Source organism: Peribacillus sp. FSL K6-5616, assembly GCF_038008245.1.
In the GTDB taxonomy this organism is placed as follows: Bacteria; Bacillota; Bacilli; order Bacillales; family DSM-1321; genus Peribacillus; species Peribacillus frigoritolerans.
The window spans coordinates 1,547,699-1,574,595 of the sequence record NZ_JBBOYT010000001.1 but is presented as its reverse complement, the minus strand read 5'-3'; the positions used below and the strand labels follow the sequence as shown (position 1 = coordinate 1,574,595).

General features: G+C 39.3%; 24 protein-coding genes. 2 read left to right on the top strand and 22 right to left on the bottom strand.

Annotated features, from left to right (window positions below):
- Positions 1-425 precede the first annotated feature (425 nt).
- The 15 genes from MHB45_RS07565 to MHB45_RS07495 all read right to left on the bottom strand — a co-directional run bounded on the left by MHB45_RS07565 (position 426) and on the right by MHB45_RS07495 (position 16,287).
- Complete coding sequence (locus MHB45_RS07565; RefSeq protein WP_072272831.1) at positions 426-1,469, bottom strand: galactitol-1-phosphate 5-dehydrogenase; 1,044 nt, start codon at positions 1,467-1,469, stop codon at positions 426-428.
- Positions 1,470-1,556: 87 nt separating this feature from the next.
- Positions 1,557-3,065 (bottom strand): FGGY-family carbohydrate kinase, encoded by a 1,509-nt coding sequence (locus MHB45_RS07560; RefSeq protein WP_072272830.1) that lies wholly within the window; start codon positions 3,063-3,065, stop codon positions 1,557-1,559.
- Positions 3,066-3,089: 24 nt separating this feature from the next.
- A complete protein-coding gene (locus MHB45_RS07555; RefSeq protein WP_072272829.1) occupies positions 3,090-3,923 on the bottom strand; it encodes a class II aldolase in 834 nt (277 codons plus the stop codon).
- A gap of 20 nt (positions 3,924-3,943) precedes the next feature.
- The gene (locus tag MHB45_RS07550) at positions 3,944-4,972 is read right to left on the bottom strand and encodes an alcohol dehydrogenase catalytic domain-containing protein (RefSeq protein ID WP_253349288.1); all 1,029 of its coding nucleotides are present in this window, start codon (positions 4,970-4,972) and stop codon (positions 3,944-3,946) included.
- Positions 4,973-5,078: 106 nt separating this feature from the next.
- Positions 5,079-6,452, bottom strand: a complete 1,374-nt coding sequence (locus MHB45_RS07545; RefSeq protein WP_072272827.1) for a PTS galactitol transporter subunit IIC — start codon at positions 6,450-6,452, stop codon at positions 5,079-5,081.
- A gap of 5 nt (positions 6,453-6,457) precedes the next feature.
- Positions 6,458-6,739: a PTS sugar transporter subunit IIB gene (locus MHB45_RS07540; protein WP_161922635.1), complete on the bottom strand. Its 282-nt coding sequence runs from the start codon at positions 6,737-6,739 to the stop codon at positions 6,458-6,460.
- A 55-nt stretch (positions 6,740-6,794) separates the two neighbouring features.
- Positions 6,795-7,076: a PTS sugar transporter subunit IIB gene (locus MHB45_RS07535; RefSeq protein WP_072272825.1), complete on the bottom strand. Its 282-nt coding sequence runs from the start codon at positions 7,074-7,076 to the stop codon at positions 6,795-6,797.
- Between the two features lie 25 nt (positions 7,077-7,101).
- Positions 7,102-7,566 (bottom strand): PTS sugar transporter subunit IIA, encoded by a 465-nt coding sequence (locus tag MHB45_RS07530; protein WP_340907600.1) that lies wholly within the window; start codon positions 7,564-7,566, stop codon positions 7,102-7,104.
- A gap of 22 nt (positions 7,567-7,588) precedes the next feature.
- Positions 7,589-9,643, bottom strand: coding sequence for a BglG family transcription antiterminator (locus MHB45_RS07525; protein ID WP_161922636.1), 2,055 nt, complete (start codon positions 9,641-9,643; stop codon positions 7,589-7,591).
- 344 nt (positions 9,644-9,987) lie between these two features.
- Entirely contained in the window at positions 9,988-10,101 is a 114-nt protein-coding gene (locus tag MHB45_RS07520; RefSeq protein WP_309247766.1) for a YkvA family protein, read from the bottom strand.
- Between the two features lie 399 nt (positions 10,102-10,500).
- A complete protein-coding gene (gene menC, locus MHB45_RS07515; protein WP_072272823.1) occupies positions 10,501-11,637 on the bottom strand; it encodes an o-succinylbenzoate synthase in 1,137 nt (378 codons plus the stop codon).
- A gap of 111 nt (positions 11,638-11,748) precedes the next feature.
- Entirely contained in the window at positions 11,749-12,579 is an 831-nt protein-coding gene (locus MHB45_RS07510) for a GNAT family N-acetyltransferase (protein WP_072272822.1), read from the bottom strand.
- A gap of 155 nt (positions 12,580-12,734) precedes the next feature.
- Positions 12,735-14,219 (bottom strand): amino acid permease, encoded by a 1,485-nt coding sequence (locus MHB45_RS07505; RefSeq protein WP_072272821.1) that lies wholly within the window; start codon positions 14,217-14,219, stop codon positions 12,735-12,737.
- Positions 14,220-14,255: 36 nt separating this feature from the next.
- Entirely contained in the window at positions 14,256-15,386 is a 1,131-nt protein-coding gene (locus MHB45_RS07500; protein ID WP_072272820.1) for an amidohydrolase, read from the bottom strand.
- 46 nt (positions 15,387-15,432) lie between these two features.
- Entirely contained in the window at positions 15,433-16,287 is an 855-nt protein-coding gene (locus MHB45_RS07495; protein ID WP_081088577.1) for a MurR/RpiR family transcriptional regulator, read from the bottom strand.
- 1,056 nt (positions 16,288-17,343) lie between these two features.
- On the opposite strand from MHB45_RS07495, the gene MHB45_RS07490 reads away from it, so the two are divergent.
- Entirely contained in the window at positions 17,344-17,760 is a 417-nt protein-coding gene (locus MHB45_RS07490) for a PaaI family thioesterase (RefSeq protein WP_048686020.1), read from the top strand.
- Positions 17,761-17,914: 154 nt separating this feature from the next.
- On the opposite strand, the gene MHB45_RS07485 is transcribed toward MHB45_RS07490, so the two are convergent.
- The gene (locus MHB45_RS07485; RefSeq protein WP_048686019.1) at positions 17,915-18,490 is read right to left on the bottom strand and encodes a hypothetical protein; all 576 of its coding nucleotides are present in this window, start codon (positions 18,488-18,490) and stop codon (positions 17,915-17,917) included.
- A gap of 320 nt (positions 18,491-18,810) precedes the next feature.
- Here MHB45_RS07485 and MHB45_RS07480 point away from each other — a divergent pair, with 320 nt between their 5' ends.
- Positions 18,811-19,575: a hypothetical protein gene (locus MHB45_RS07480; RefSeq protein WP_048686017.1), complete on the top strand. Its 765-nt coding sequence runs from the start codon at positions 18,811-18,813 to the stop codon at positions 19,573-19,575.
- 95 nt (positions 19,576-19,670) lie between these two features.
- Here MHB45_RS07480 and MHB45_RS07475 read toward each other — a convergent pair whose 3' ends face one another.
- From MHB45_RS07475 to MHB45_RS07450, 6 genes are all read right to left on the bottom strand, one after another.
- Complete coding sequence (locus tag MHB45_RS07475; RefSeq protein ID WP_340907593.1) at positions 19,671-21,125, bottom strand: long-chain-fatty-acid--CoA ligase; 1,455 nt, start codon at positions 21,123-21,125, stop codon at positions 19,671-19,673.
- A gap of 212 nt (positions 21,126-21,337) precedes the next feature.
- Positions 21,338-21,742 (bottom strand): PaaI family thioesterase, encoded by a 405-nt coding sequence (locus MHB45_RS07470; RefSeq protein WP_048686014.1) that lies wholly within the window; start codon positions 21,740-21,742, stop codon positions 21,338-21,340.
- An 86-nt stretch (positions 21,743-21,828) separates the two neighbouring features.
- The gene (locus MHB45_RS07465; RefSeq protein ID WP_072272817.1) at positions 21,829-23,013 is read right to left on the bottom strand and encodes a thiolase family protein; all 1,185 of its coding nucleotides are present in this window, start codon (positions 23,011-23,013) and stop codon (positions 21,829-21,831) included.
- A 70-nt stretch (positions 23,014-23,083) separates the two neighbouring features.
- Positions 23,084-24,232: an acyl-CoA dehydrogenase family protein gene (locus tag MHB45_RS07460; protein WP_072272816.1), complete on the bottom strand. Its 1,149-nt coding sequence runs from the start codon at positions 24,230-24,232 to the stop codon at positions 23,084-23,086.
- Positions 24,233-24,344: 112 nt separating this feature from the next.
- The gene (locus tag MHB45_RS07455; RefSeq protein ID WP_072273772.1) at positions 24,345-25,517 is read right to left on the bottom strand and encodes a thiolase family protein; all 1,173 of its coding nucleotides are present in this window, start codon (positions 25,515-25,517) and stop codon (positions 24,345-24,347) included.
- Between the two features lie 95 nt (positions 25,518-25,612).
- Positions 25,613-26,881: an MFS transporter gene (locus MHB45_RS07450; protein WP_048686008.1), complete on the bottom strand. Its 1,269-nt coding sequence runs from the start codon at positions 26,879-26,881 to the stop codon at positions 25,613-25,615.
- Positions 26,882-26,897: the final 16 nt, after the last annotated feature.

Below are 26,897 nucleotides of genomic sequence, written 5' to 3'. Positions count from 1 at the left end.
AATCCTGTTTGAAGACTATCTGGGTTCCTTGAGTCTTTATCTATAAGAGATTAATTTTACAAGATTAATTCTTCCATTTTTTTAAAAGTAAATTTCATATGTTTTTTGATATATACCTATAGAAAATCCCCTTCTCGATTAGAAGATAAAGTTCTTTTTTATCTGTCTATTAGAAGGGGATCTCAGAGAGGATGGAGCTTGTTTAAAATAGCATTTTCCATCCATTGTTGTTTAAGTTCTTTTTGGAGATATAAATAAACCGTTATAAAGTCGCAATATATTTCTCGTCCCGGTCGTCAACGCTTACTTTATGGGCAATTGTGCGTGCTAGGTGAACAAAGCACGTTTTGTGCGTGAGAATTTTCAAAAACACAAAATTTTAATGTTACGCCTTCTAAGACACTCTTGTAAACAATTTCAATAATTTACAGTTCGAACATAACCTTTGTAAATACCTCATTATTACTTATGATCCGTTCAAACATTTCTGGTCCCATCTCAAGGGGAACACGATGAGATATAAGAGGTTTTACTTGTAATTGTCCTGTATTCATACAGTGAATGGTTGCATGAAACTCCCTACCGGGGAACGGCGAGGATATGGCGTTCCATGACCCATAAACATGTAACTCTCGACGAACTATTCTTTCAAAATAGAAACGGTCAATCGGCACATCAGCATACGGAATTCCCATAAAAACTACTTCTCCCCCTTTTTTTGGTAAGGCGAATATTTGAGCAGAAGTAATGGGAGATCCGGCAGATTCAACTGCCAAATCAACTCCATGCCCGTTAGTAAATGTCATGATTTGTTCAAATGTATTTCTATCTTTCGGATTTATTAATACATCGGCTCCAACTTGTTTAGCTAAGGTTAATTTCTCTTTTTCAATATCAATAGCATATACTCTTTCTGCACCAAAAATTTTTGCCCATTGGATTACAAGTAAACCAATTGTTCCACATCCCATAACAGCAACAGAGTATCCTGGCTGCATGTTTGTTTTAAAAAGTCCATGAAGCGCAACTGCAGATGGCTCGACAAAGGCAGCTTCTTCAAAAGAAACACTATCTGGGATACAAATAACATTTTCTCTTGGAACCTTCACGTATGTAGCAAATCCGCCGGGGACTTTTGCGCCTGTTACAAGTAATTCAGGACATGCTGCAAAGTAGCCTGAACGACAATACTCACACTTTCCACAATAAAGCGCAGGACATACAGCCACTCGAGCGCCCACATGCAAATCCGTTACATTATCGCTAAATTCAACTACCTCACCAGCATATTCGTGTCCCCAAATGTTACCGGGAGTCACAGGGCCCAATTTTTTATAACGTGAAATATCTGAACCACAGATACCTGCATTTCTTACTCTAATAATAACTTCATCGTTCTGTTCAATTGTTGGTAGAGGAGACTCTTCATATCTCAAATCCTGAATTCCATAGAAACATAATGATTCCATTTCCAATACCACCTCCGTACTTACTGCATCCCATAAAATTTAATTACAGCATCAGCTGCTTTTCTTAAAGCTTTCATGTGTTAAGCATCAAATCTCCGTCGACTTATATAAATCAAATTCTCTTTTTATTTTTGAGAGTGGAGTATACATCCTGTTAAAGTACTCATCATACAGTTTAAAATTTTCTTGTGATGGAAGATACCTATCAAATGAATTAACGTGTATCTGGTCAATAAAGTTTTGCTTTAATGCTGCTAACATGGCGCCGCCTTTTGAAACAGCTTCCTCTGTTTTATAAGAAAGTACTTCGCAGTTAAGAATATCTGCTTTTAACTGTAGCCATAATGGGTTTAATGTGGCCGGGCCAATAACTTTAATACTCTTGATATCTTGATCTGTTAGATCTATATATGCGTCTTTTAAATTTCTCAATTCGAAGCATAAGCCCGCAAAAATCGAGTATAAAATATCTCTCTTTTCTGTTTGGTCCTGTATTCCATATAAGATTCCTTTAGAATGAGAATCACGATGTGGGGGACCACTTCCTCTTAAATGTGGAATAAAAACCAGCAAATTTTCTATAAACTCCTTCGAGTTTTTCTGGTATTCTTTATATAATCCATCACTCATTTGAGTTAATTCATCAAGAGAGGATAAAAAATTTCTTGTAAACCAATTTATACTATAACCAGCTGTTGGCATTGATCCATAGAGACTGAACAAATTGTCTTTTACATATAAACCATTTGAAATAGCATTTTGCTGAAAGTCACTATTTAAAAATGAATCTTTTTTCAATAAAAGTAACCCTTCTGTTGTTCCAGTTGAGTTTAGCAGTTCCTTATCCACATCCAAATTAGTAATTATTGATCCTGCCATATGATCGTGACCCGCTATTGAAATAGTTGTATTAGGACTTAATCCAACCTCAATAGCCAGAGAATCTTTAAGAAAAGAAATAGCTGTACCAGACTCAACAATAGTAGGAAACGTTTGAACTTCCAGTTCAAAGTCTTCAATTAAATGTTTTGACCATTTTCGGGTAGACATATCTAGCAGTAACGTTCTGGATGCAAGGCTCACATCTGTCGCGTATATTCCAGATAGCTTAAAAGCAATAAAACCTGACAAGCATGTCCATTTTTTTAATTTTAGATATTGATCAGGAAAATGATCTCTAATCCAAAGTAGCTTGGTAAGACTATGATTACTGTGAGAGACTATCCCAGTAATCTTATATATTTCTTCCCTTCCAACAATATTGTTGACTAGTTCAGCTTCAGATTTAGAGCGAGGATCATACCATGTGATGGTGGGTTCTAAGATTTGATTATGTTCGTCTAATAAAACGATAGTTTGAGCTGCACTGGCTATCGAAATAGTTTTTATCTCTTTTGGGTTTTTAATTTTTTTTGAGAGAACGTAAAGCCCTTCCTTCACACCCTCCCAAATTTTATCCATTTCAAACTCTGATTCTTTTTCATTCCATTTAGTAGGAGTAGAAAAACGATACACTTCCACTAATTCGAAATTTGGTAATTGAAATAGACAAAGTTTTACGTTAGTTGTTCCAATATCAATTCCAATTACATACATCTTCAACCCCATCCTTTAGAAACATTATCTATTTAAAGTGCTAAATTTATTAATAACTACTTCTTTAACCTCAGATTGTGCTTCTAGCAATACGCTAATAAGGTTATATTCATTTGGGTTTTGTTCATACCGTTTACCGACAGACGCAATAAATCGTTTACGAAGATCACTCGCAAGATTTATTTTGCGTACATTGTAATTTTTTAATTGCTTTAATATATCATCAGGAATTCCAGAGCCTCCATGAATGACTAATGGAATCTCAACAGTATCTGCTATTTCACGAAGTAATTCCAGGTTAATTTTTGGTTGTTCATCTAAACCATGAATATTTCCTACGGATACAGCTAAAAGATCGATTCCTGTACGCTCTACAAATTCTCTTGCAAGGTTAGGATCTGTTTGTGCCGAATCATCACTCTCGTGATCATCTTCTTTGCCACTTAATTCTCCTAATTCAGCTTCTACCGAAACTCCTCGAGCATGACAATACTCTACAACTTCTCTAGTAAATTGAATATTTTCTTCATACGGTAATTTTGAAGCATCAATCATGACAGAGTTAAAACCAGCTTCTACGGCATTTTTTACATCCTCAAAGGTCATGCCATGATCTAAGTGTAAAGTTACAGGCACTTCTACTTTCTCCGCAGTAGATTTTACAATATTGGCAATGTAATCATATCCAGACAGCTTAACGTTTGTAGGAGCAATTTGGACAATAACTGGAAGCCCTGCCTCTTCTGCTCCCCTGATAATAGACAGTGTCATTTCTAAATTGGTAGTATTAAAGGCTGGAGCAATAAGATTTTTCTCTTCTAATAATTGTAAGAACGATTTCATATTTACTAATGGCATACTAAATCTCTCCTTATAATTTAATCTACAATAACTACTTTCATAACTTCTTCATCAGGACTTGCGGCAAATGTAATCGCTTCGCCTACTTGATCAATGGCCATTTCATGTGTAATCATTTTTTCTGCATCTATTGTTCCATTTGATATGTTTAAAATAGCTTCCTCAAATTCATATGGGGATACACTGTAGGTACCGACTATTGATATTTCGTCCTTAAAGAATCTTCCTGCATCAATAGTCACTTCAGGATATTTTTCAAAGGGAGAAAAACAGATCACTCGTCCGCCGCGTCTTAGCAGTTGTACTGCTTCTGGTAACAGAGAGGAAACACCTGCAGCAATGATAACAATATCTACACCTTGATTATCAGTAACCTTATCAACAACATCCTTGAGACTATCATTTTTAATATTTACTGTGTAATCGATACCAAACTCTTTAGCTTTTGACAGCTTATACGAAGAAACGTCAGAAATAATTACATTACTTACATCCTTATGTTTTAGGAGTTGGCCATGAATCACCCCGATCGGTCCTGCCCCCATAATTAAAACATTATCTCCAGGACGTATTTCTGCAGCTTTTTGTCCATGAATACAACAAGCTACTGGTTCTGCTAAAGTTGCGTGCTGGTAGCTCATACTGTCAGGAATTCCAAAAAGTAAATGGCGTACATGTTTTTCAGATAATCGGATATATTCTGCAAAGCCGCCAGGATCAATATTCGTTTCTCTAAATTCAGGACAAAGTGTATAATGCTGTCGTTGACAATAATGACAAGTGAAACAGGGAACATGGATAGCACCAACAACTCTGTCTCCAATTTTAAATTTCGTAACACCTTCCCCTACCTTAACAATCTCACCTGTATATTCATGCCCAAGAACAGTCCCTGGATTAACGGTTTTATGAATTGCTTTGTGAATATCCGTCCCGCATAATCCACAGGCTTTTAACTTCAAGAGCACTTCTCCGAAACCAATTTTTGGAACTTCAACTTCTTCTATTCGAAAATCATTAACATCGTGAAATGCAATAGCTCTCATTATTAGATCTCCTTTTTAAGAATAAGAGGCGAGGTACCTTACTAAAAGCATTGTCCCTTTAGTTAGCAAGTACCTCCTTGTCTTTAATAAACTAACTTCAGATAGTCTAAGAAACATCCTTCAATTTACCATTCTCATCAAAATCTTTTTTGGTTATTTTATATGCCGACCAAATAACAAGACCTACAACTGGAATGGCTCCAATAGCATAGATATTCCCTTGGGATAACATGACCATCCAATAGCGGAATGGATTACCGCCGTCTAAGAAGCTGTTCACCAATTCTGATGCCCCTTCTGGGAATTGGAAATTAATACTTTTTGCTACTTGTGTAACAAGTGGAGCCAGATAAGAAGCGATGTATAAGTTTGCGATAATAACTGGTATACCAATAATAATTGATCGTATAATATTACCTCCGCAAGCAAGAACAATCATTGCCATTGGCACAGTTAAAGTTGATAAATCACCTAGTGGAATAATCTTATTTCCTGGAAGAATAACAGCTAGCAATATTGTAATTGGTGTCATCAATAAGGCTGTTGAAATAACTGCCGGATTACCAATCGAAACTGCAATATCAAGTCCGATGGTAATATCATCCCGATCAGGGAATCTCTTTTTGAGCAAGGCACGAATTGCATCAGACAGTGGGATTAAACCCTCCATAAGGATACGAACCATACGAGGCATAATAAGCATAACTGCTCCCAAGTTCATTCCTAATTTCAATACTCCATCCGCATCGTATCCTGCGAGAATTCCAATAATAATTCCCAAAATCAGACCGATCATCATCGGTTCACCAAATACTCCGAAGCGTTTTTGAATTGAATCTGGATCAGCTTTTAAGTTCCTTACCCCAGGTATGGAACCAATAATTTTATTTCCTAATACTCCAACTGGAAAAAATATGACTGCCGATAATGTGGGAAGGGAAATACCAGGCAAATTAAATCGTTTCTGTATATATGGAGCAGACCAATCAGCCATTTTAAGAATTGTGACTGTAGCTATGGCGGCAGCAAGCAATCCTAAGAAAAAGTTACCTGTTGCACTATAAACTAGCGCCCCTGCAAAGGCAAAATGCCAGTAGTTCCATAAATCAATATCGACAGTTTTTGTCCAACGAAGCATTATCATGGCAATGTTTAGTAAAACAACCATAGGAATTACAAACGGTGCGATTGGTGATGCAAAAGCAATTGCAGCAAGTGGCGGCCATCCAGTGTCGACCACTGGTAAATCAATTCCTGTTCTATCCACCATAGCTTGAGCTGCAGGTCCAACGCTCTCAATCAGTAGATTGAATATTAGGAAAATTCCAACAAAACCCATACCTATAATTACAGAGGATCTTAAAGCCTTCGCTGGTTTAACTCGAAAACAGATCGCTAGTATAAATACAACAATTGGCAACATAACCGTAGGTCCAAAACTAAGAATGTACTGGAATGCTTCTAATATCTGTTGTCCCATTTAGTTCACCCCTTCAACAGTTTAATAATTTTATCAAGCAGCTCTTCTTCTCCAACCCCTGTAATAATAGGTAATGCGTTGACAAGAGGTGTATTTAATTTTGTTTCTACTTGTGAAGTTACTACAATTAAATCAGTTGAGTTATCTAGTGAAGGTAATTCCCCTATGATTGCCTGTTGATACACAACATCAATCCCATGGCCTTTACAATGCTCTACTACTTTCTCTGCTACTACCGTTGAAGTTGCAATCCCACTCGAACACGCAAATACAATATTTTTTTTCATTTTGAAATCCCCCAATTATTATTTATTGATCAGCAAATCTGTTGTCCGATTTAGTTCACCCTTTTAACAATGTAATAATTTTATCGAGCAATTCTTCTTCCCCAACGCCTGTAATAATAGGTAATGCGTTGACAAGAGGTGTATTTAATTTTGTTTCTACTTGTGAAGTTACTACAATTAAATCAGCTGAGTTATCTAGTGAAGGTAATTCCCCTATGATTGCCTGTTGATACACGACTTCAATCCCATGGTCTTTACAATGTTCTACTACTTTCTCTGCTACTACCGTTGAAGTTGCAATCCCACTCGAACACGCAAATACAACATTTTTTTTCATTTTGAATTCCTCCTGATTTATAATTTTACTCTGCAGTCAATTTCTCTTCTAGATAACTATAAAGATGGGTCTTAGACATACTCGAAATTTCAGCTAGAGACCCTTCTTCTTTAATTAACTCAAAAATTTGTTTTAGAATATTTAAATGCTTTGTACTTTTCGACAAACCTAGTAGAAAAATGACTTTCACATTAATACTATTGTTTTTATCCACCATATCTTGAAATATTATTGGTTTATCCAAAACAGCTACAGCAATAGAATCTTGCTTAACATGTTGGGGTTCAGTGTGGGGAATGGCAATTCCCATGTCATAGGTTTCCAAGCCCGTTGGAAAATTTTTTTCTCTTTTTATCAAGCTTTCATAGAAACTATCATGGATAAAACCTTGATCTAAAAGTGAGTCTGCCAGTATCCTTAATGCCTCCTCTTTATTGGATACTTCTAAATCAGTGAAAATAGATTCTTCTGAGATAATAATTTTGGACATTTTCTCGCTCCTTTCGCTTTTTTCATTTAGAAAACTTCTCAATAACCGAGAATATTTCTTTCTTTGTTTCTGCATCTTTTATTTTTTGTATATCTTTTTGGCTCTCTGCCATTCTTCTAAGCTGTAATATAGGGCGAATATGTTGTTCCTTATCCACTGCAGCAATAACGCAAATAAGCTTTACAAAATTCCCACCTTCAAATTCCACTGGTTCATTCAACTTTAAAAAGCTCATGCCTACTTGATAAACATCGTTTTCTGGTCTGGAATGGGGAATGGCAATATTTTTTGCTAACATAATGTATGTACTATCGTTTTGATATTGTTCGATCATTGCCTCCACATAGTTATGACCAATACAATTGTTTTTTAACAAAGGTTCTGAAGCAAACCATAAAGCTTCTTTCCAATCTTTCACCTTATCTCGGATGTTGATTGTTTCATAATATACTAGGTCCTTAAGCGTTAATTTTGAATTTGTTTCAACATTCGTAGCACTTACAAAACTATTTTTATTAAAAAAACTACTTAAACCTTTCAATAACCCACTGGAATCTTTGACCTCAGCATATTTACTAATGACTTGTATAAGTTCGTTTAAATCAACATTGTTAGGTACAAGCCCATATTTTTCATGAAGTATAGTTTTCCTAATCTCGTTTTGCTCTCTCTCATTTATTAAAGATGGAACAATATACTGTTTAATATCAGTAGGTAATCTTTGTGTAGTAAATAAGACATCAATTTTTCCCTTATAATTAGAAAACTCTCTGTGGGACATAGCCTCAAGGAACATAAACTCAGGAAATAGGGATTTTAAATTCACTTGCAGTAATTTTGATACTGATACACCATTAGGACAGACAACAGCTGCAATTTTCTTGTGGTTTAGTTGAACACCATGTTGAGTCAACCATCCACCAACAATCATGGTTAAAAAGGTACTTTCACTCTCAGGGATGGGACAGCCCATTAAGGATTCGATAGGACTAGCAGATACCTTGACAATCTCATGTAGATCCTCTAATTTCTCATCGAACTTAATAAACATTGACGTCATCAAACCTAAATTATATTTGATTCTATAATAGGCCGGCTTTACATGAAGGAATAACTTATCTATCAATTCCTGTTTGTTTGGAATATCAATAGCACTAATATTTTCAATAATTTTAACCATCTCAAATAGTGAGCTCTTTAAGTCTGACAACTTATTATCATTCAGAACTTGAGATGAAGATATATTCATAGTTAAAAGCTGCAAAGTAAGAAAAAGTAATTCCTTAGGTGGTATAACCTCAAGTTCAGAGAAAACTTTTGTTACGGCATGATATTCTTTAGTTTCTTTAAGATCAGAGAAATCAATATTAAAATTAGGCTCAAGGATTTTCCCTTGTTTCACTCTATTTATCCAAACAGCAATAATATAAGGTAGTGTCACTAACCTCTCGTCCGTAAATTTTATACTTAAGTGAACTTCAATCTGCTCAAGTTTTTTACGAAGAGTTTCCACCTCTCTATCCTTAAAAGAGGAATACTGTAGTAGAACCTTTTCCCCTTTATAGAATGAGACTATCGACTGGATGACCGTAATTAGTAATCGTCGTTTATCAAACTCTTTACCTTGAATTCTGTAACCGCTTTGGCGTGAGTAAATAATTTTAAGCTGATATTTTTCCAACTCGTATTGAGCTGCCTTTATTGTCCTTAATACAGTATTCTTACCAACTCCAAGCGCTGAGACCAAATGAATTAATGACAATTCCTCGTCTCTACTAAGTAGCATGAGAAGAATAACGGCAATACGCTCATTCTCAGAAAAAATATATATCTCCACATTATTATCATCATTATCAATTGGGAGTATATGCTTTAATGACGAAGACACAATGAAATTTCCAGTTTTCGTTCTTTCAATTTTTTTTTGGTCTAAACTGCTTAACCAATTATTGATCTTTTCAAAGCTATAATTAATCTGACGCCGATTAATTCCAAGTTTGCTCTCTAAAACCGATAATGTTGTGTTTTGATTATTTAAAATTTCTTGTAATAATTTCATGCTTCTTTCATCAATCACTTAATACTCACCTCCTCCTTGACTTTATTGTAAGCGTTAGCATCATTGTCGGTATACACTATTTCATCCCCTCTTTTTGTATGTGCATTGATTCACATAAAAATGTTGTTTTAATATTAAATTATTTTAAAAAACTTTACGTCAAGTAAAACTATTACAGGTTTTGTATTGCGGAAGAATTTTCACATCACAATCAGAATGAGTTGGTTATTAAGCCCAGATCAATACTATTATCGAACCGACTATCCAATACTTCTGCTTATCGTTTTTCATCATTTCTTCTGCCTTACATTCACAGTCGGTTAATACAGTCTTTGGTAATATCTTTAATGCAATAATTATCCCTAATGGAACAAGAAATAGTAACCAAGAACGGGTATAAAATCGTGTATTAGGTCAATCGGACTGAATGCATAAGCTACAACACAAGCCGTAAATACTTTTGTATACCAAGGCACCCGTTCATCTTTACAAGCAAAGTAAAGGATAAAAAATCTGTCGTTTTGAATTTCTCGTCCAAGTCTTAATATTCTCCATCATATTATCTCCTAATAATACCCAATAATAATTAAGCTTTTATTCCTATTATAACAAAATAGGATTTACAAAAGATTGTTATTCCACTAACCTCATCATTAAACTAATCACGATTCTCTATAATTCATAGGATTTCATAGCGATATCATTATCCATTATCTATGTAAGTTCAGCTTTATTCCTCAAGGATAGGGATTTATCGAATAGCAGTCTTTACCTTTGCCCTAGCATTGCAAGTACTTCCAATCATTAATGTTTGTATTCAAAAAAAGGCATGCTCCCTTTTTCGGGAATCATGCCTTATGCAATGTTGTAGCAGCCTAGGCGTTTCTAGCAACATTCTCACTTAAATGATAGGTTTGACTGTGTATAGTATACTTTTTGATTTTTTCCATGCTTGGTTCATAGCCGATTCCAGGCAATTCTGGAACACTGATCATTCCGTTTTCCACTGTAACTTCAGGGTCAGTGATATCTTCTGCCCAATAGAGGGAGGAAGCTGCGGTATCACCGGGAAGAGTGAAGTTCGGCAGTGAAGTGATTGCAATATTATGAGCTCTTCCAATGCCTGATTCCAGCATACCTCCACACCATAGCGGAATGCCATGTTCTAGGCATAAATCATGGATTTTCTTAGATTCAGTCAAACCTCCGACACGGCCAATCTTAATATTAATAATTTTACAGCTGCCCAATTTAATAGCTTTCCTGGCATCCTCTAATGAGTGTATGCTTTCATCCAGGCAAATAGGTGTTTTTAACCTTGACTGTAAATCTGCATGGTCAATGATATCATTATAGGCAAGCGGCTGCTCAATCATCATTAAATTAAAATCATCCAAGGCGGATAACCGGTCTATATCTTTTAAGGTATAAGCTGAATTTGCATCGGCCATGAGCGGGATTTCAGGATATACTTTTCGTACCTTGTCTATTAATTCAACATCCCAGCCCGGTTTGATTTTTAGTTTAAAACGTTTATAGCCTTCACCGAGACGAGCTTCAATTATATCCAGGGTCGAATCGATCGAATCCTTTATTCCGATGCTTACCCCCACTTCAATTTTCTTTTTTGTTCCACCTAACACATTTGAAAGAGAAGCACCTTGCTTTTTAGCATACAAATCCCAAACAGCACCCTCTAAAGCGGCTTTTGCCATATAATTTCCGCGAATATGGGTGAAATATTTTTCAGAAATTTCATCAGGATGCTTGATTTCATTTTTGAGGATTATTGGAATTAGATAGTCTTCTAGTATATGCCAGTTTGTTTTTAAGGTCTCTTCATTATACAGAGGGTCGAGCATCGCAACCGATTCAGCCCAACCGGAAATGCCATCATCGCTTATGGCTTCCACAAGGATAAAATCCCTATCGTATTCCGTCCCAAAGCTAGTTGTAAAAGGTTCAAGCAAGTCTAGCTTAAGATGCCTTAGAATAACTTGTTTAATTTTCACTTAGAAATTCTCCTTCTGTGATAAAACTGTTAAAGAACACAGTCTTACAAATTTTTTATTAATAGGCTTACACAGCCTGAAATTACTAAACATTATATATATTCTTCTAGTTCATTTCCTTGAAAGCACATAAAACTGAACGGGAATTTCCGTCATGGAATTCTTCATAAAATCTGTTACCTGCCATCCTTGCTCAAATAATCCGATAAAAATGTCCCTGGTTTTCATCCGCCATTGATTGGCCGCTTGTATATTTGTGACTCTTATTGATTGGAAGTCCTTTGGAAGGGCCACAAAAGCTAGTTCACATTCTTGTTCAGGCAGCGGGCGAGTGAACGATGGAACTGGCAATCCCTTTTCAATGGTATCCCATTGAATAAGCGAGTTTTCCATCACAAAGTCCAGCGGCATTCCCCCTCCGCTAGAATCCGTTGTCTCTTTTTTATCAATATGCCATTCGACAAGAAAGCGGTCAGAAGGAATTCCGCTGTTTAAAAGATCTTCCATTTCACCATAGCAGTTTGCGATATATGTGGAGCATACCCCACCGAGCTTGGCTATATTTAAATACCCATTAACACTTTCCAAAGGATCGTAAGTCCAGGTAATAAGGGGATAGCCGAGCTTTAGCGCTTCCTCACGTTGTGCTAACTTTAACTTCTCGCCTATACCTTTGTTGCGAAATTGCTCATCTATGCCTAGTATATGTGAACAAAGATAGGCTGATTGCCCATTGAATCCCGGAAAGCTGTATTGAAATCCAATCAGCTTTCCTTCGCAATAAGCTCCTATAACCAAACCGCCGTTTTTCACGGCTGTTAAGGTTTGGTGTGTGGGGATTGAGTCGGTTTCTCCCCAAATGCTTGACTCTAGCTTTCTTACGTCCTCCAGCTCTTCAATTCCATGAATAGAACGAATTACAATTTCCTGTGATTTCGTCATGGTCAACCTCCTTGGTATAGCACAAGTGCCCTTATTGACAACATAAGATGACAAGGCAGTCCACAGCTGACGGCATGTCGTTACGAGGCACTGAAGCTATCATGTAAATGGTCTTTCTTAATAAGAAATGCTCTCCTGCTTTTTCACAAAAGAGGTTATTCCACTTTACTGAAATCGGCCTCTTGCAATGGAGTCATTTTTGTTCTCTTTACGATTTTATAACCTAGAAAAGCCAGGAAAAATAAAGGAAGCCCGATATAGGAAATTAAAATTCCATACCAATCAATCTCAGGACCGAAAAATGCAGAGTAATTTTGTCCCAGGATTGCCGTAACACATAAAAGTGTGGCTAATATCGGACCGAATGGATACCATTTTGATACATAAGGCAAATCTTTCAAATCTCTACCTTGTGCAATATATGCCTTCCGGAAACGATAATGTGTAATCGAAATTCCTAACCAGGATAAAAAACCGGATAATCCTGCAGCATTCAATAACCAAGTATAAATCGTGCCTTCACCGAAAAGAGAGGTCAGGAAAGCTGCCATCCCAACGATGGTAGAAAAGTACACAGCGTTCACTGGAATGCCGCCTGAATTCACTTTTTTTAGAAACGAAGGGGCTTTTCCTTCTTTCGCCAGCACCCAAAGCACGCGAGAAGCTCCGTACATGGCCGAATTGCCTGCAGAAAGAACGGAAGTAAGAATGACCACATTCATAACGGAGGCAGCGATGGCAAGCCCAGCGTTTTGAAAAACTAGAGTGAAGGGACTTACCGCAATATCTTCAATATCCGAGCTTAACAAACGCGGATCATTATAGCTTATTAAAAATCCAATCACAATTATCGCCAATACATAAAACAAGAGGAGTCTCCAGAAGATTTGCTTAATGGCCTTTGGTATATTTTTTCTCGGGTTTTCACTCTCACCGGCCGCAATTCCTACTAACTCGGTACCTTGAAAGGCAAACCCTACCACCATAAAGACACTTATAATAGATAAAAAGCCTCCTTTAAACGGTGCCTCCCCTTTGGTGATATTTTCAAAACCTACGGCATCCCCTCCCATGATTCCTACAATCATTAATAAACCTACTGCTATAAAAATGATAATCGTCAAAACCTTTATAATGGCAAACCAGAATTCTGATTCTCCATATCCTTTTACCGATAAAATATTCAGGCCAAATATGAGTGCAAGAAATAATGCGCTCCAAATGATGCCTGGAACAGAAGGCAGCCAATATTTCATTATCAGGGAGGAGGCTGCTAATTCCAGTGCGACTACGATTGCATTGTTATACCAATAGTTCCATCCGACCGCAAATCCCAATGCAGGATCGACAAACCTTGATGTATAGGTACTAAAAGAGCCTGTAATAGGAATAAGGGCAGCCATTTCGGCTAAGCTTGTCATCAGAAAGTAAACCATGATCCCGGCAATTATATAAGCAGCCACAGCTCCTCCAGGACCCGCAGTATGAATAATGGAACCGCTTGCTAAAAATAGCCCCGTTCCAATGGTGCCGCCGATTGCGATCATCGAAAGATGCCTTGGTTTGAGTTTTCGCTCCAGTTGTTTTTCATCAGCAGCTGTTTGGTCCCCGGTTTGTGATGTTTGTGCCGTATTTTCCATAAAACACCCCTTCATTAATTTTTTAAGTGAAAAATTTTACTCTTCTGCCACCATCATGACTGTGTTAATTAAAATTTTCGTTCCATAAATAAGTGCTTGTAAATTAAACTTCATATCCGGATGGTGCAGACCAGGCGTTAGATCGCAGCCTAACCCTATCATGGTTGCAGTTATATCAGGATTTTCGGCTGTATAAAAATGAAAATCCTCTCCTCCTTGAGAAACACAGACTGAAACGACATTTTCCATCCCAAGGATATCTGCAATTGCGGCCTCAGCCAGCTTTATCGCCTTTTCATTCAAGGTCGCAGCTGGGACAAATTCTTCCGCAGACCAGGAGATGGATGTTTCAGTTTGTTCCATTGTCTGTTCAAAAGCTTCCTTTGTTAAGCGATTTAGTTCATTCATTACATCATTTGACTGTGCTCTGGCATCAATAGCAAAGACAGCTGTTTCCGGGATAACGTTTGATGCTTTATTGTTTGTTTCAAATTGAGTCATTTTGATGGAATAAGGAATTTCGGTTTCCAGATTAATCTGCTGTAATTTTTGGACAAGCAAAGCTGCTGCTTCGATTACATTTATTCCATCTTGCGGACGGGATGCATGGGCCTGAAGGCCTTTGATTGTACCCCTTATTGTTTCGGCTGAGCCATGGACAATGACGGGGGAAGCCTTCATATAAGGAACCTCCGTACTGGGTCTTACATGTACCCCGAATATATATGTAACATTCTCCAACGCGCCATCATTGATCATTTGAAGAGCGCCTTCCCCTTTTTCTTCTGCAGGCTGAAATATAAATCGGAGAGTGTGTTTAGGCCGGATTCCGCTGGAGGCAATGGCCAACGCTGTATATAAAACCATTGTGCTATGTGCGTCGTGTCCACATGAATGATTGGCTTTAACAACTCCATCTACTTCCTGAACAAGCGCATCCATATCAGCCCTTAATGCCACAACCTTTTTTGAAATGCCTGGAATCTCGGCAATAATTCCATGATGGCTCTGAAATGTTTTTACGGTGACTCCCGCTCCCCTAAGACATTTTAAAATATAGCAAGACGTTCTTTCCTCCTGCCAGCTTGGCTCAGCCAAAGAATGCAAATCATGGTAGGACTTCATCAATGATTCTTGATGCAAATCAATATATTGAATCGGGTTCATAATGTTGCACCTCCTCCTTTACATGAATTTTAACTTTGTTAAAAACTCATTCATTAAACACCTCATAACTTGAATATAGTCTTTCTAATTTTTGCTGATGGGTATATATCCGTTTTGCGTCTTTTTGATGGATGCCAGCAATGACCAAGTCCAACAAGCTAATAACGGAAGCGATTGAATTGGTTCCGGTTTCTGCGTTTTCCTCAGTTGTCAGTGAAATATCAGCGATGCGTCCAACTGGTGACAGAAGGCGGTCTGTAACTGAAATTAAACAAACTCCTTGTTCTTTGGCACACTCAGCAACTTTTAATGTTTCATTTGCATATCTTGGAAAGGAAAAAACAACTAATGCAGACTTATTTGTGAGATTACAAAACTTTTCATAGAAGTCTCCTGTAGGTGAACATAAACTTACATTTTCCCTTAATGAACTTAGCGTATAGGAGAACCAATAGGCGGCGGCATGGGAAATCCGATGTCCTGCAATCAATATTTGGTCAGCCTGGATCAGAACATCGACTGCTTTCCATATGTCCTGAACGTTCGTATGATCTAATAGATGTCTTAAAATATGAACTTCGTTTTCTATCACTTTTGTAAAGGGATCTTGCTTGTCATCAATGCGGAGAATGGAATCAGTATTGGATAAGTCTATTTGATTTTGGTGCAGCAGCTGTTTTTGAATCCTCGACTGCATTTTACTAAACCCTTCAAATCCCAATGAATACGAAAACCGAATGACCGTTGTTTCACTAACCTCCGCTTCCCTACCAATTTGAAATGCCGTTTTAAAGGCGGCTTCATCCAAATTTTCAATCAGGTAAGCGGCAACTTTTTTTTGACCTGCCGATAGATGATCAAATTTTTCTTTTACTAATAATTTAAATGGAAGATGTTCCACCATATCACTCCTTTCTGATGAATTAAATACTTCTTTTTAAAATTATGATGAAGGTAATACTTCTCTTTTTTTATACACTATCACAATTTAATTAGAAAAAGAAGAAGTTTTTGATTTTTTAGATAATTATTAACTTCAAACTTCCCTACGTTTTTTATAAAATAACATGCCCGTTGATTTCTGAAATCCGCTCCCTTTCCGCCGACTGCCTGCCAAGCCTCCTCGACGCAAGCGTCTGTGGGGTCTAGACTAGCCAGTTTTTCGGCAGGAGTGTCGCAATTTTCTTGAATCTATTATTTATTGCAGTAAAAAAACTTGAAGGATTATCAGTCTTAAAATAATTCGGGATGAGGATAGCCTACAGTTTTTCTTAATGGACGTTCCCGGTGATTTCTGAAATCCGCTCCCTGTCTGCCATGCCTCCTCGACGCAAGCGCCTGTGGGGTCTAGGCTAGCCAGTTTTTCGGCAGGAGTGTCGCAATTTTCTTCAATCTATTATTTATTACAGTAAAAAAACTTGAAGGATCATCCAGTCTTAAAATAATTCGGGATGAGACTATCCTTCATTTTTGTCTTAATGGACGTTCCCGGTGATTTCTGAAATCCGCTCCCTTTCGCCGACTGCCTGCCAAGACTCCTTGACGCAAGCGCTTGTGGGATCTAGGCTAGCCAGTTTTTCGACAGGAGTGTCGTAATTTCTTCCATCCAATGAGGATTACATCTGAAAAACTTAAAGGATAAACTAGTCTAAAACTTGGTTCCGAATAGAGCATCCTACAGTTTTTTCTTTTAAAACACAAAGTTGATTGTAACGGAAGGTACGAGACTCCTGCGAGAAAAGCGGGGCATGGGAGACCCCGCAGGCGCGCCGAGGAGGCTCCCGCCCGCCCGCCCGTGGAAAGCGAGTACCTGGAGTGGAAATCAAATCCACCACCAAATTACATTTCTTGGTCCGGGTCTCTAATTACTTTATTTGTAAAATCAATAACTTCATTGACACCAAGATATGTGTTAGAATATTCTGTAGTTTCAACTTATTCAAGGGGGGGCATTTTAATGGGGGAACCATCTAAAGGAAACGAGCTTTTACAAGTTATTACAGAGGGGAAACAACCTCCGAATTGTGATCTAACGTTACAGATTGAAGCAAATTATGCCCAGGATGGAATTGCGAGAGGTGTATGGAAAGTAGATGAAAAGTTTATTAACGGAATTGGTGTAGCGATGGGTGGATTTGTCACTTCTGCAGCAGATATTATGATGGCTTATGCGATATCATCTAAATTAAGCATCGGACAATCCTTCGCATCCATTGATTTACATACTACTTTTCATCGACCAGTAAGATTAGGAGACGTACAAGTTGAAGCAAAAGTAGACCGAATCGGCAAAAAAACAGCTTATGTACTTGCAGATTTATTTCAAAATGATAAAAAGGTGGCTAGCGTAGTGTCATCAGTTCTGATCCTTTAAACCATAAAAAAAAGCATGTTGCACAAAAAAGCCCTTCGTAACATGCTTCTTTCATTTAGACCCTTCAATAAAATCAAGAGAGCACAAGATTCACCGCTTCGCCTAATCACCTCATTGTAAATCAATTTTATATTTTCTTTGGATAGACACCTCATCAAACAAGCCATCGCAGCACGGTGCTTTTGAGATCCATGGTGAATAGACCGTAATCAATGACGACCATTTCATCATTCTCGTTATATCCGACATTATCTAAACGCAAATCTATTGGGATAATACCGTGCCTCAGGAATTTTAATTCAAACTTGATCAGTTTCGTATATTCCTTGATTGAAAACGGCACTTTCGTGTCCACCTTCTTCATGATTATCCAGCCCGTCCCATACTCCTTAACTGGACATAAATACTTTTTAACTTCCTCATTACAGTTATTGTATATATAGGCTTCATTTGCATTGCTTATTAGTCCTACTTGTGACAATGCAATTTTTAAAATATAGCCATTATTTAAATCATAGACGACCCGGTTAAAACCATGCCCGATTATTTTATACTTGAACTTGAGCGTTTTTCTGGCGGTGGATACTAATTGTCCAGCGGTTATATATATTTGGAATATCCCTATTTGAGATATCCAGGACTCAATGGCTTTTATCTCTTGCATGGACAGCATTGCACTTTTATTTGGCTGATGTAACCTTTCCTTACCATTGTTAATTGGCCACAACATATCCTAAACGTCTCCTTTTTTTAAAATTTGTTACTGCAGAGGTCTCCAGGGATGAGAAAACTATAAAAGAATAAAAGCATGTTCTCAGTTTTTCAAGATTTCCCCTTCGTTATAAATATGATATGCATCTTTTATAAAACGGCTTGTACTGTAGCTGAGAAATCATTATCATTGACAGGGAACTTCGAATCATTTGGATGAACATGTTCTAGGCACTCCCCTTTCCTTCTTTTGCAAAAAAAATGGTATATTATTCTTTGACCCTCATGCTTTAAGACAAGGAGTGATGAAGTATTCGTAAAAGTTGGATCATTTCAGCAATGGTTGGATTATTGCTTATTTGTTTAAGTGTGATTGCCTTAAATTATTTCAAGAGCGATAAAACTGAAAAAGGGGAAAATGCGGAAGCCAAGGAATCCAAAATTCCTGAGGTTGATGAATATGGCGGGATCCATCTTGAAAAAGTCGGGGATAAGGTTCGCCAAAAAAATTGGGGAACCTTCAGATTACTAGAAACGAAGTCTATTAATGAGGCTTTTGAATTGGCACCGATGGTCATCACAGTCAAGGATATCCGCAGGATTCAATTATCTTCACTCACAGATGAAGTAAAAGAGGAACTCAAGTCCTATACGGGATTGAGTTTTGAAGAGGCCTATTCGATATATTTTAAAGAGAATTTATCCATGGAGGAAATCGATCAACAGGCGGCGATGTCTAAAACGGATATCGATGAAGAGGTTTCTTATCTAGAGATAACTTATTCTGTTGAAAATAAAGATTCGAAGGAACTTCAGTTCTTCAGCATGGAAAATGTTACTTTCAATGATGATCTTACATATGATGTGCCTTCTAAAAATTTCATCCATTCCGGGGATACTTTTATGGGGACAAAAAAAGTAAGTCGATCCGATTACCAACCAGGAGAATTGAGAAAAGGCACAATTGGTTTATTGGTTGATCCAGAGGCAAAATTAGATCGGCTCGATTCCTTTTCATTCACTACCGATGATATAGCGGATGGTGAGTCTCATGAATTATTGGTGGATGGGACTTCATTTGAAATTCCCCTAAAAGGAAAGTAGATTTATCGTCTATAAACCCTAAATAAGGGGAACCTCGAATAAAGGTTTCCCTTATTTAGGGTTTCATCTGAGCTCCCTTACGATAACTGATATGCTTATCTCCCCCCGGCAGTAGGGCTCTGTGCTTCCTCCATTAATATTCTGCGCAATATTTTCCCGACAGCTGATTTTGGAAGTTGCTCCCTGAACTCAAAACTTCGCGGCACTTTATATCTGGCCAATCGTTGCATGCAAAACTCCTTTATTTCCTGCTCCGTGACTGACTTGCCTTTCTTTAAAACTATGGCCGCTTTTATCGTTTCCCCACGGTATGAATCCGGTACTCCATATACACATGTCTCTTTCACGGCTGGATGCTGATAAATAATATCCTCGACTTCAATTGGATAAACATTATAACCGCTTGCAATGATCATATCTTTCTTCCTGCCTACAATATAAAAATATCCCTCTTCATCCATCGTCGCGATATCCCCAGTGTAAAGCCATCCATCCCGCAAAGCTGTTGCCGTTTCCTCTGGATTTTCCCAATATCCCTTCATTACTTGCGGACCTTTAATGATCAGTTCGCCTCTTTCTCCTGCTGGCAATTCATCAACGCCTGTTTTCAAATCGACGATTTTAGCATCGGTATTTGGGTATGGAATTCCGATACTTCCTTGTTTTTTCTGTCCTATGACTGGATTACGGTGGGTAGTGGGGGAAGTTTCCGACATCCCAAATCCTTCTAATATTGTAACCTGTAATTTTTTTTCGAACTGTTGAGTGATTTCTATCGGGAGCGGCGCAGAACCACAGCTGCAGTACTTAAAGCAGCATAAATCGTCCGCCGTCAAATCCGGGTGATTCAATAAAGCAATATACATGGTCGGGACACCAGGAAAAATGGTTGGCCGATGTGTTCGAATCAAATCTACCACCTTATCTATTTCAAATTTCTCTAATGTGATATAAGTTGATCCGGCATATATGGCACTATTCAATCGTCCATTACCAAAGACATGGAATAATGGGGTCAATCCAAGCATCCGTTCGCCAGGACTTTGGAGTTGAAGGGCATTAGCCGTGAAAGCAAAATCTTGAAATACATTCGAGATCAAATTAAAATGCGTGAGCATGACCCCTTTTGATTTCCCTGTAGTTCCCCCTGTATATTGAAGAACAGCCACAGCTTCCTTTGGATCGATGTCCAGAACAGGAAGTTCCTTATCTTTCCTTGATAAATCCGTTCCAGTTTCCATTAATTGCTCGGCAGATATGAACGTTAACCTTTCAGAAAAACTTGTTAGCGCTAATATTTCCCGTTGTATCTCCCGCCCAATGAACCAATTGGCTCCGGAATCCCGTAATATATAGTCCAATTCACTCGACTTATACAGTGGGTTCACTTGAACGACCATACCTCCCAAACGATGGGTGGCATAATAGGCAATGATATATTCTAGACAATTTGGCAGCATGAATGCTATACGATCGTCTTTTTGAAATCCACGGTTGTCTAAATTCACAGCAAAACGATCTGCGGCATCCTTTAATTCCATATATGTCATTTCCCGATCCCCATCTATTACGGCCTTGCAGGTTGGGTAAAGTCGGGCTGAACGTTAAGGAGTCCATATAAGGACAATACTGGAATGTCAATTTCTGCTGGGGTTTCTTTCGGATAAAATCGATGCCAAGCTCTAGTCAATTTTTTCACACCTCATTTTTTACTATTAAAATGGAGCATAGCCACTTGTCAGCCAATTTGATCATCCTTACCTCATTTATCGCGAATGATTTTAAAAATTCCTGTGCCCTTAGCAATGATGTTGCCTTCAGCATCTTTTATTTCTCCTTCAGTAAAGGCAATTTTGTATCCTTTTTGCAGGACTTTTGCTTCCGCAAATAGTTCCCCGCTTGATATGCTGGCTAAATAATGTACTGTTAAACTTGTCGTCACGACTTTAGATTTGGTAACGGAACGAGTCACCATTCCTAGAATGGTATCCAGCATGGTGGCATGAATGCCCCCGTGCAGTGTTCCATTGACATTAAGTAAATGTTCTTCAATGTTTAGCTTTATTATTACATTCCCTTCTTCAAACCGAATGATTTCAAACCCAATATGTGAAAAGAATGCACTACTTTCGAATTGATTCCGAATATCCTCCACTTCAACAGGCAATCTTCCTCCCCCTCACTTATGCGCGATTCAAATTATATACGGAAAGGAGCAGAAACGTATGGGGTTTCCGCTCCTTTATCGTTGGACTATATCGTTTCAATCATGATTGCCATTCCCTGGCCGCCGCCTACACAAAGTGTAGCAACTCCATATCTTTCTTTCCTGCGAATCAGTTCATGTATTAGCGTTGTCACGATCCTTGCACCCGTCGATCCGACTGGGTGCCCAAGTGCAATGGCGCCTCCGTTTACATTCACCTTGTTTTCATCCAGCGATAAATCCCTGATTACTGCCAATGCCTGTGAAGCGAACGCTTCATTTAATTCGAAAAGCCCAATTTCTTCAACTTTTTTCCCGGTGCGCTCCATAAGTTTTCCAACGGCTGGTACTGGACCAATTCCCATCACTTCAGGAGAAACTCCGGCAGTCGCCCAATCGACGATCTTTGCGATCGGCTGTACTTGCAACCGTTCCGCTTCACTGGCCTTCATTAACACCAATGCAGCTGCCCCGTCATTTCGGCCACAGGCATTCCCTGCAGTGACGGTTCCGTTTTCCCTGAATGCCGGTTTTAAGCTTGCAAGCTTTTCCATTGTGGTATCCGGGCGTGGATATTCATCCGTTTCAACGGTAACCGTACTCTTCCTGTCAGAGACCTGGACAGGAACGATTTCATCCTTGAACTTTCCTTCTTTTAACGCTTGCGCCGCTCTTCGTTGACTTTCCACTGAAAAGGCATCTTGTTCTTCCCTGGAAATGTTGTATCGCTGTGCGACATTTTCAGCGGTGATTCCCATCCCCAAACTTTTTCCATAAATTTCTTGAGGCTGCTGCCCAGCTTCAGTATTAGAATCAACTAGTTGGGTCCGGTCTCCCCCAAAACGGGCACTTCTTAAATAAAGCGGTGCCCGGCTCATGCTTTCCGTACCCCCGGCAACGACTATATTTGCTTGACCTGAGCTTATCTGCTGTGCTGCTGAGGTGATGGCTTGCATTCCAGATGCACATAACCGGTTTACCGTAAAAGCCGGTGCAGAATCGGGAATCCCTGATCGCAATGCTGCCACCCTCGCGACATTCGAGGATTCGGTCGTTTGCCTAACCTCCCCGAAAATGACTTCATCCACTTGTTCCGCTGCAATATTTGCCCGCTTGATCGCTTCTTTAATGGCAATGCTAGCCAAATGACCGGAACTAATCTCTTTAAATGCTCCACCGTACCTACCAATTGGTGTTCGTACAGCACTCACGATCACGATATCTTCTCCCATTTCGTTCCTCCCCCTTGAAATTCCGGATACTTGGGCAAAAGACTACCTGCCCGAATAAAACAGTAAACATTCAGCACTCTTCCAAGACATTTCTTGCAATGATTAAACGTTGGATTTCATTCGTTCCTTCATAGATCTTCGTTATGCGGGCATCCCGATAAAAACGTTCTACTGGATATTCAGCCATATATCCCATCCCGCCATGAATTTGTACCGCTTTATCCGCCACCCGATTAAAAACGTCAGAAGCGAACAGTTTTGCCATTGAAGCTTCCTTGATCACTTTTTTTCCTTCATCAATCTTTTGTGCCGCCATCATCGTCAATGCTCTTGCGGCTTCCGTTTCGGTTGCCATATCAGCAAGCATCCATTGAATCGCTTGGTTGTCAGCGATCGGTTTACCGAATTGGATGCGTTCTTTGGCATATTTGGCTGATAATTCAATTAATTTCCCACTTGAACCCACTGCTCTTGCAGCCAATCCTACTCGCCCTTCACCTAAAATTTTAAGTGCAGAAATATATCCCATTCCAACTTCGCCGATTACATTTTCTTCAGGTATGATACAATCTTCAAAAATGACCTGTGAGGTATATGATCCTCTTAATCCCATTTTTTTGTCCTTTTTGCCGACAGTCAAACCAGGAAAGTCTCTTTCCACTAAAAAAGCGGTAATCCCTCCCTTTGCCCCTTTATCTTTATCCGTTAAAGCGAATACGGTATAAACATCAGCTATCGGCCCATTCGTGATGAAATGTTTCGTACCGTTCATCACCCAGTAATCACCCTTCTTTTCTGCACTCGTTGCCAAATTGGTTGCATCCGATCCCGCTCCGGGTTCAGATAAAGCAAAGGCGCCAATTTTCGTGCCTGCTGCCATTTCAGGCAAGTATTTATTTTTCAAATGTTCGGATGCCAGCTTAACCAGACCTGTACTACCAATCCCGGTGTGAGCGCTTATTAATGAAACGAAACCATTATGGGTCCTTCCTAACTGCTCTAAAACGGTAGCCTTTCCCACCGCATTTAAGCCAATTCCACCGTATTGCTCGGGAATGCTTATCCCGAATAAGCCAAGGTCTTTCGCTTTTTCCACCAAATGCCCCGGGATGGCATCTTCTTCTTCAATTTGTATGGCGAAGGGCTCCACTTCCCTTTCAACAAAATTACGGATCATTTCCTTCATTTGCTGCATTTCCTTGGTTAAAGTGATTGTCATGAGTTTATTCCTCCTTAGTACTGTTCATGTATAGTAGCCATCGACAAGTAGGGCATTTAGGTCTGAATACTGTGCTAAATTCATTGTTTTTTTTGTAAACACACATGTAAAATCAGGCTTCACGTTCAATTATCGTAGCAATTCCCTGTCCGCCCCCAATGCAAGCTGTAATAAGGGCGAACCTTCCGGCAGAACGCTTCAATTCATGAACCGCTTTCGTAATGAGGATGGCACCCGTCGCACCTAGTGGGTGTCCATGTGCAATGGCTCCCCCGTTCACATTCACTTTTGCTAGATTCATATCAAGCTCCCGATTACAAGCAATCACTTGAGCGGCGAATGCTTCATTAATCTCAATGATGTCCATTTCATTTAAGGAAAGTCCTGATTTCTCCATTACCTTCCTTATAGCGGGAACAGGTCCTATTCCCATATAATTTGGATCTACCCCTGCAACTGCCTGTGCCCTGATCGTCGCTAAAGGTTTAATCCCCAATTCCACCGCTTTTTCCCTCGACATGATGACCAATGCTGATGCGGCATCATTCAATCCCGAACTATTGCCTGCAGTCACGGACCCGCCTTCCAGAAACGCAGGCGATAATTTGGCTAGCCCTTCTTTCGTTATTTGCGGTCGTGGATGTTCATCCAAATTAAATTCGATATCGTCACCTTTTCTGACGGGAATGTGGATAGGCACAATTTGTTCATTGAACCGGCCCTCTTCCACGGCTCTGGCCATATTTTTTTGGCTTTGTAGAGCAAAGGCATCTTGTTCTTCCCTGCTGACCTCATATTTTCCCGCTAAGTTTTCAGCCGTGATTCCCATCGGGGGATCGCCAATCTCTTTAGGGGACAACCTGGACTTTCTGAACTGCGGCGGCTTTGCACTGTATGGTTTTTCCGGTCGGTCCATCAAGTATGGCGCCCTGCTCATGCTCTCGACCCCACCGGCGATATAGACATCACCTTCGCCAGCACGGATCGCTTGTGCAGCCAAGTTGACAGCATTTATTCCCGAGCCGCATTGACGGTCGACAGTCAGTCCCGGAAGATGAATCGAGAGGCCCGTTTCCAGTGCAGTTAACCTGGCAATGTTTCCACCCCCGCTTAACACATTCCCCATGATTACATCATTTACCATACGAGGTTCTACATTCGCTCGTTTCAAGGCTTCTTTCATCACTTCTGCTCCAAATACGTGGGCAGGAACAGATGCAAGTGCACCTCCCTGTTTTCCAATTGCTGTTCGAACTGCAGAAACTATGACGGCTTCTCTATTCATGTCCCATCCGCTCCTTTTCCTTTTATTCACTCCATTATTTGAAGGCATTCCTTCTCTTCACTAGTTTCATTGAATGTAAGCAGGTTCGACCCTGCTTATGAGGACTTAAGGTCAAAATTATCAGAACTTTTATTTTTAAGTTTCCCGGCCGGTTTAACGAATATCGCAAACAGGATGCCAAAAGCCAGGACAAGGATGGCCATGAACAATATCGATAGGTTATAACCCAATAGTTGATTTCCTCCAGCTAGACTTATGATATAGCCAGTTAATAGAGGTGCAACAATGCCCGCTAGATTTCCTGATGATGTTAAGATGCTTGTCATCAATCCCCCCCGCTCCTGCATTTCATTGATCATGATCGTTGGTCCGATTGGTAAAATGGCGTATGTAAGGCCCTTTGCTAAACACATGGCGACTATCACCCAGATTGGATTTTGAAATATCATGATTGAGGAAAAGAACAATGCACCAAGAATCATGGCGCCCGCAACGACGAATACCCTTGATGATCGCCAATTCTGATTCTTCTTGAATAAATGATCGGACGCCATCGAAACCCCCATATAAATACATACGGAAACGACTCCGATTATCGCAACGCTGGTTCCCATTTGACCTGGAGTCATTTTAACGGCTTCCACTAAATAAATCGGGAGCCAAACAGAAAACCAAACAACTAAAATATACGTTGAAAAATAAGCTAGTGTAGTAAACAAAGCAGTAGGTGAGGCCAATAGCAGCAAAAAGTCTTTCACTTTTATTTTTTCCAGTTTTTGTTTCTTTTTCTTTTGGACGTTTTCATATACTTCAACTGGATTTTCCTTTGTTAAAAATTGGAAGAGGAAGAACCAAACAAGGCTTGCTGCACCAAGTGCTGCAAAGGCAACCTTCCAGCCGAATATCGTAATTAAGGAAACGAGGATCGGTGCCACGATCATCGCACCAACGGTCCCTCCGCCAACAACAACCGAATTTGCAAAGCCTTTCAGTTTCGGCGGAAACCACTTATCGGCATGGCTGTAAGCAATTGGGCTATAAGGCCCTTCGAATGCGCCAAGTAAAATCCTGTATAGAATTAATAACGGAAGAGCGGTGATGGCTAAAACGCCGAATTGCAAAACGGTCCATGTCAGCATGATGAACCCCAGCACTTTTTTAGCCCCCAGCCGATCAGCCCATGCTGCCCCAAAAATCCCTGTTACTGGGTAAAGCCAATAATAACTGCTTCCAACAAGACCCCACTCTGCATAGGTAAGATTGAATTCCTTCATGATGGGAACGGCTGCGAGGCCCACGATCGATTTATCTGCAAAATTGATGACGGCTCCAAAGAATAATAGAATGAGAACAACCCAACGCATATGAATCCCTCCTCTT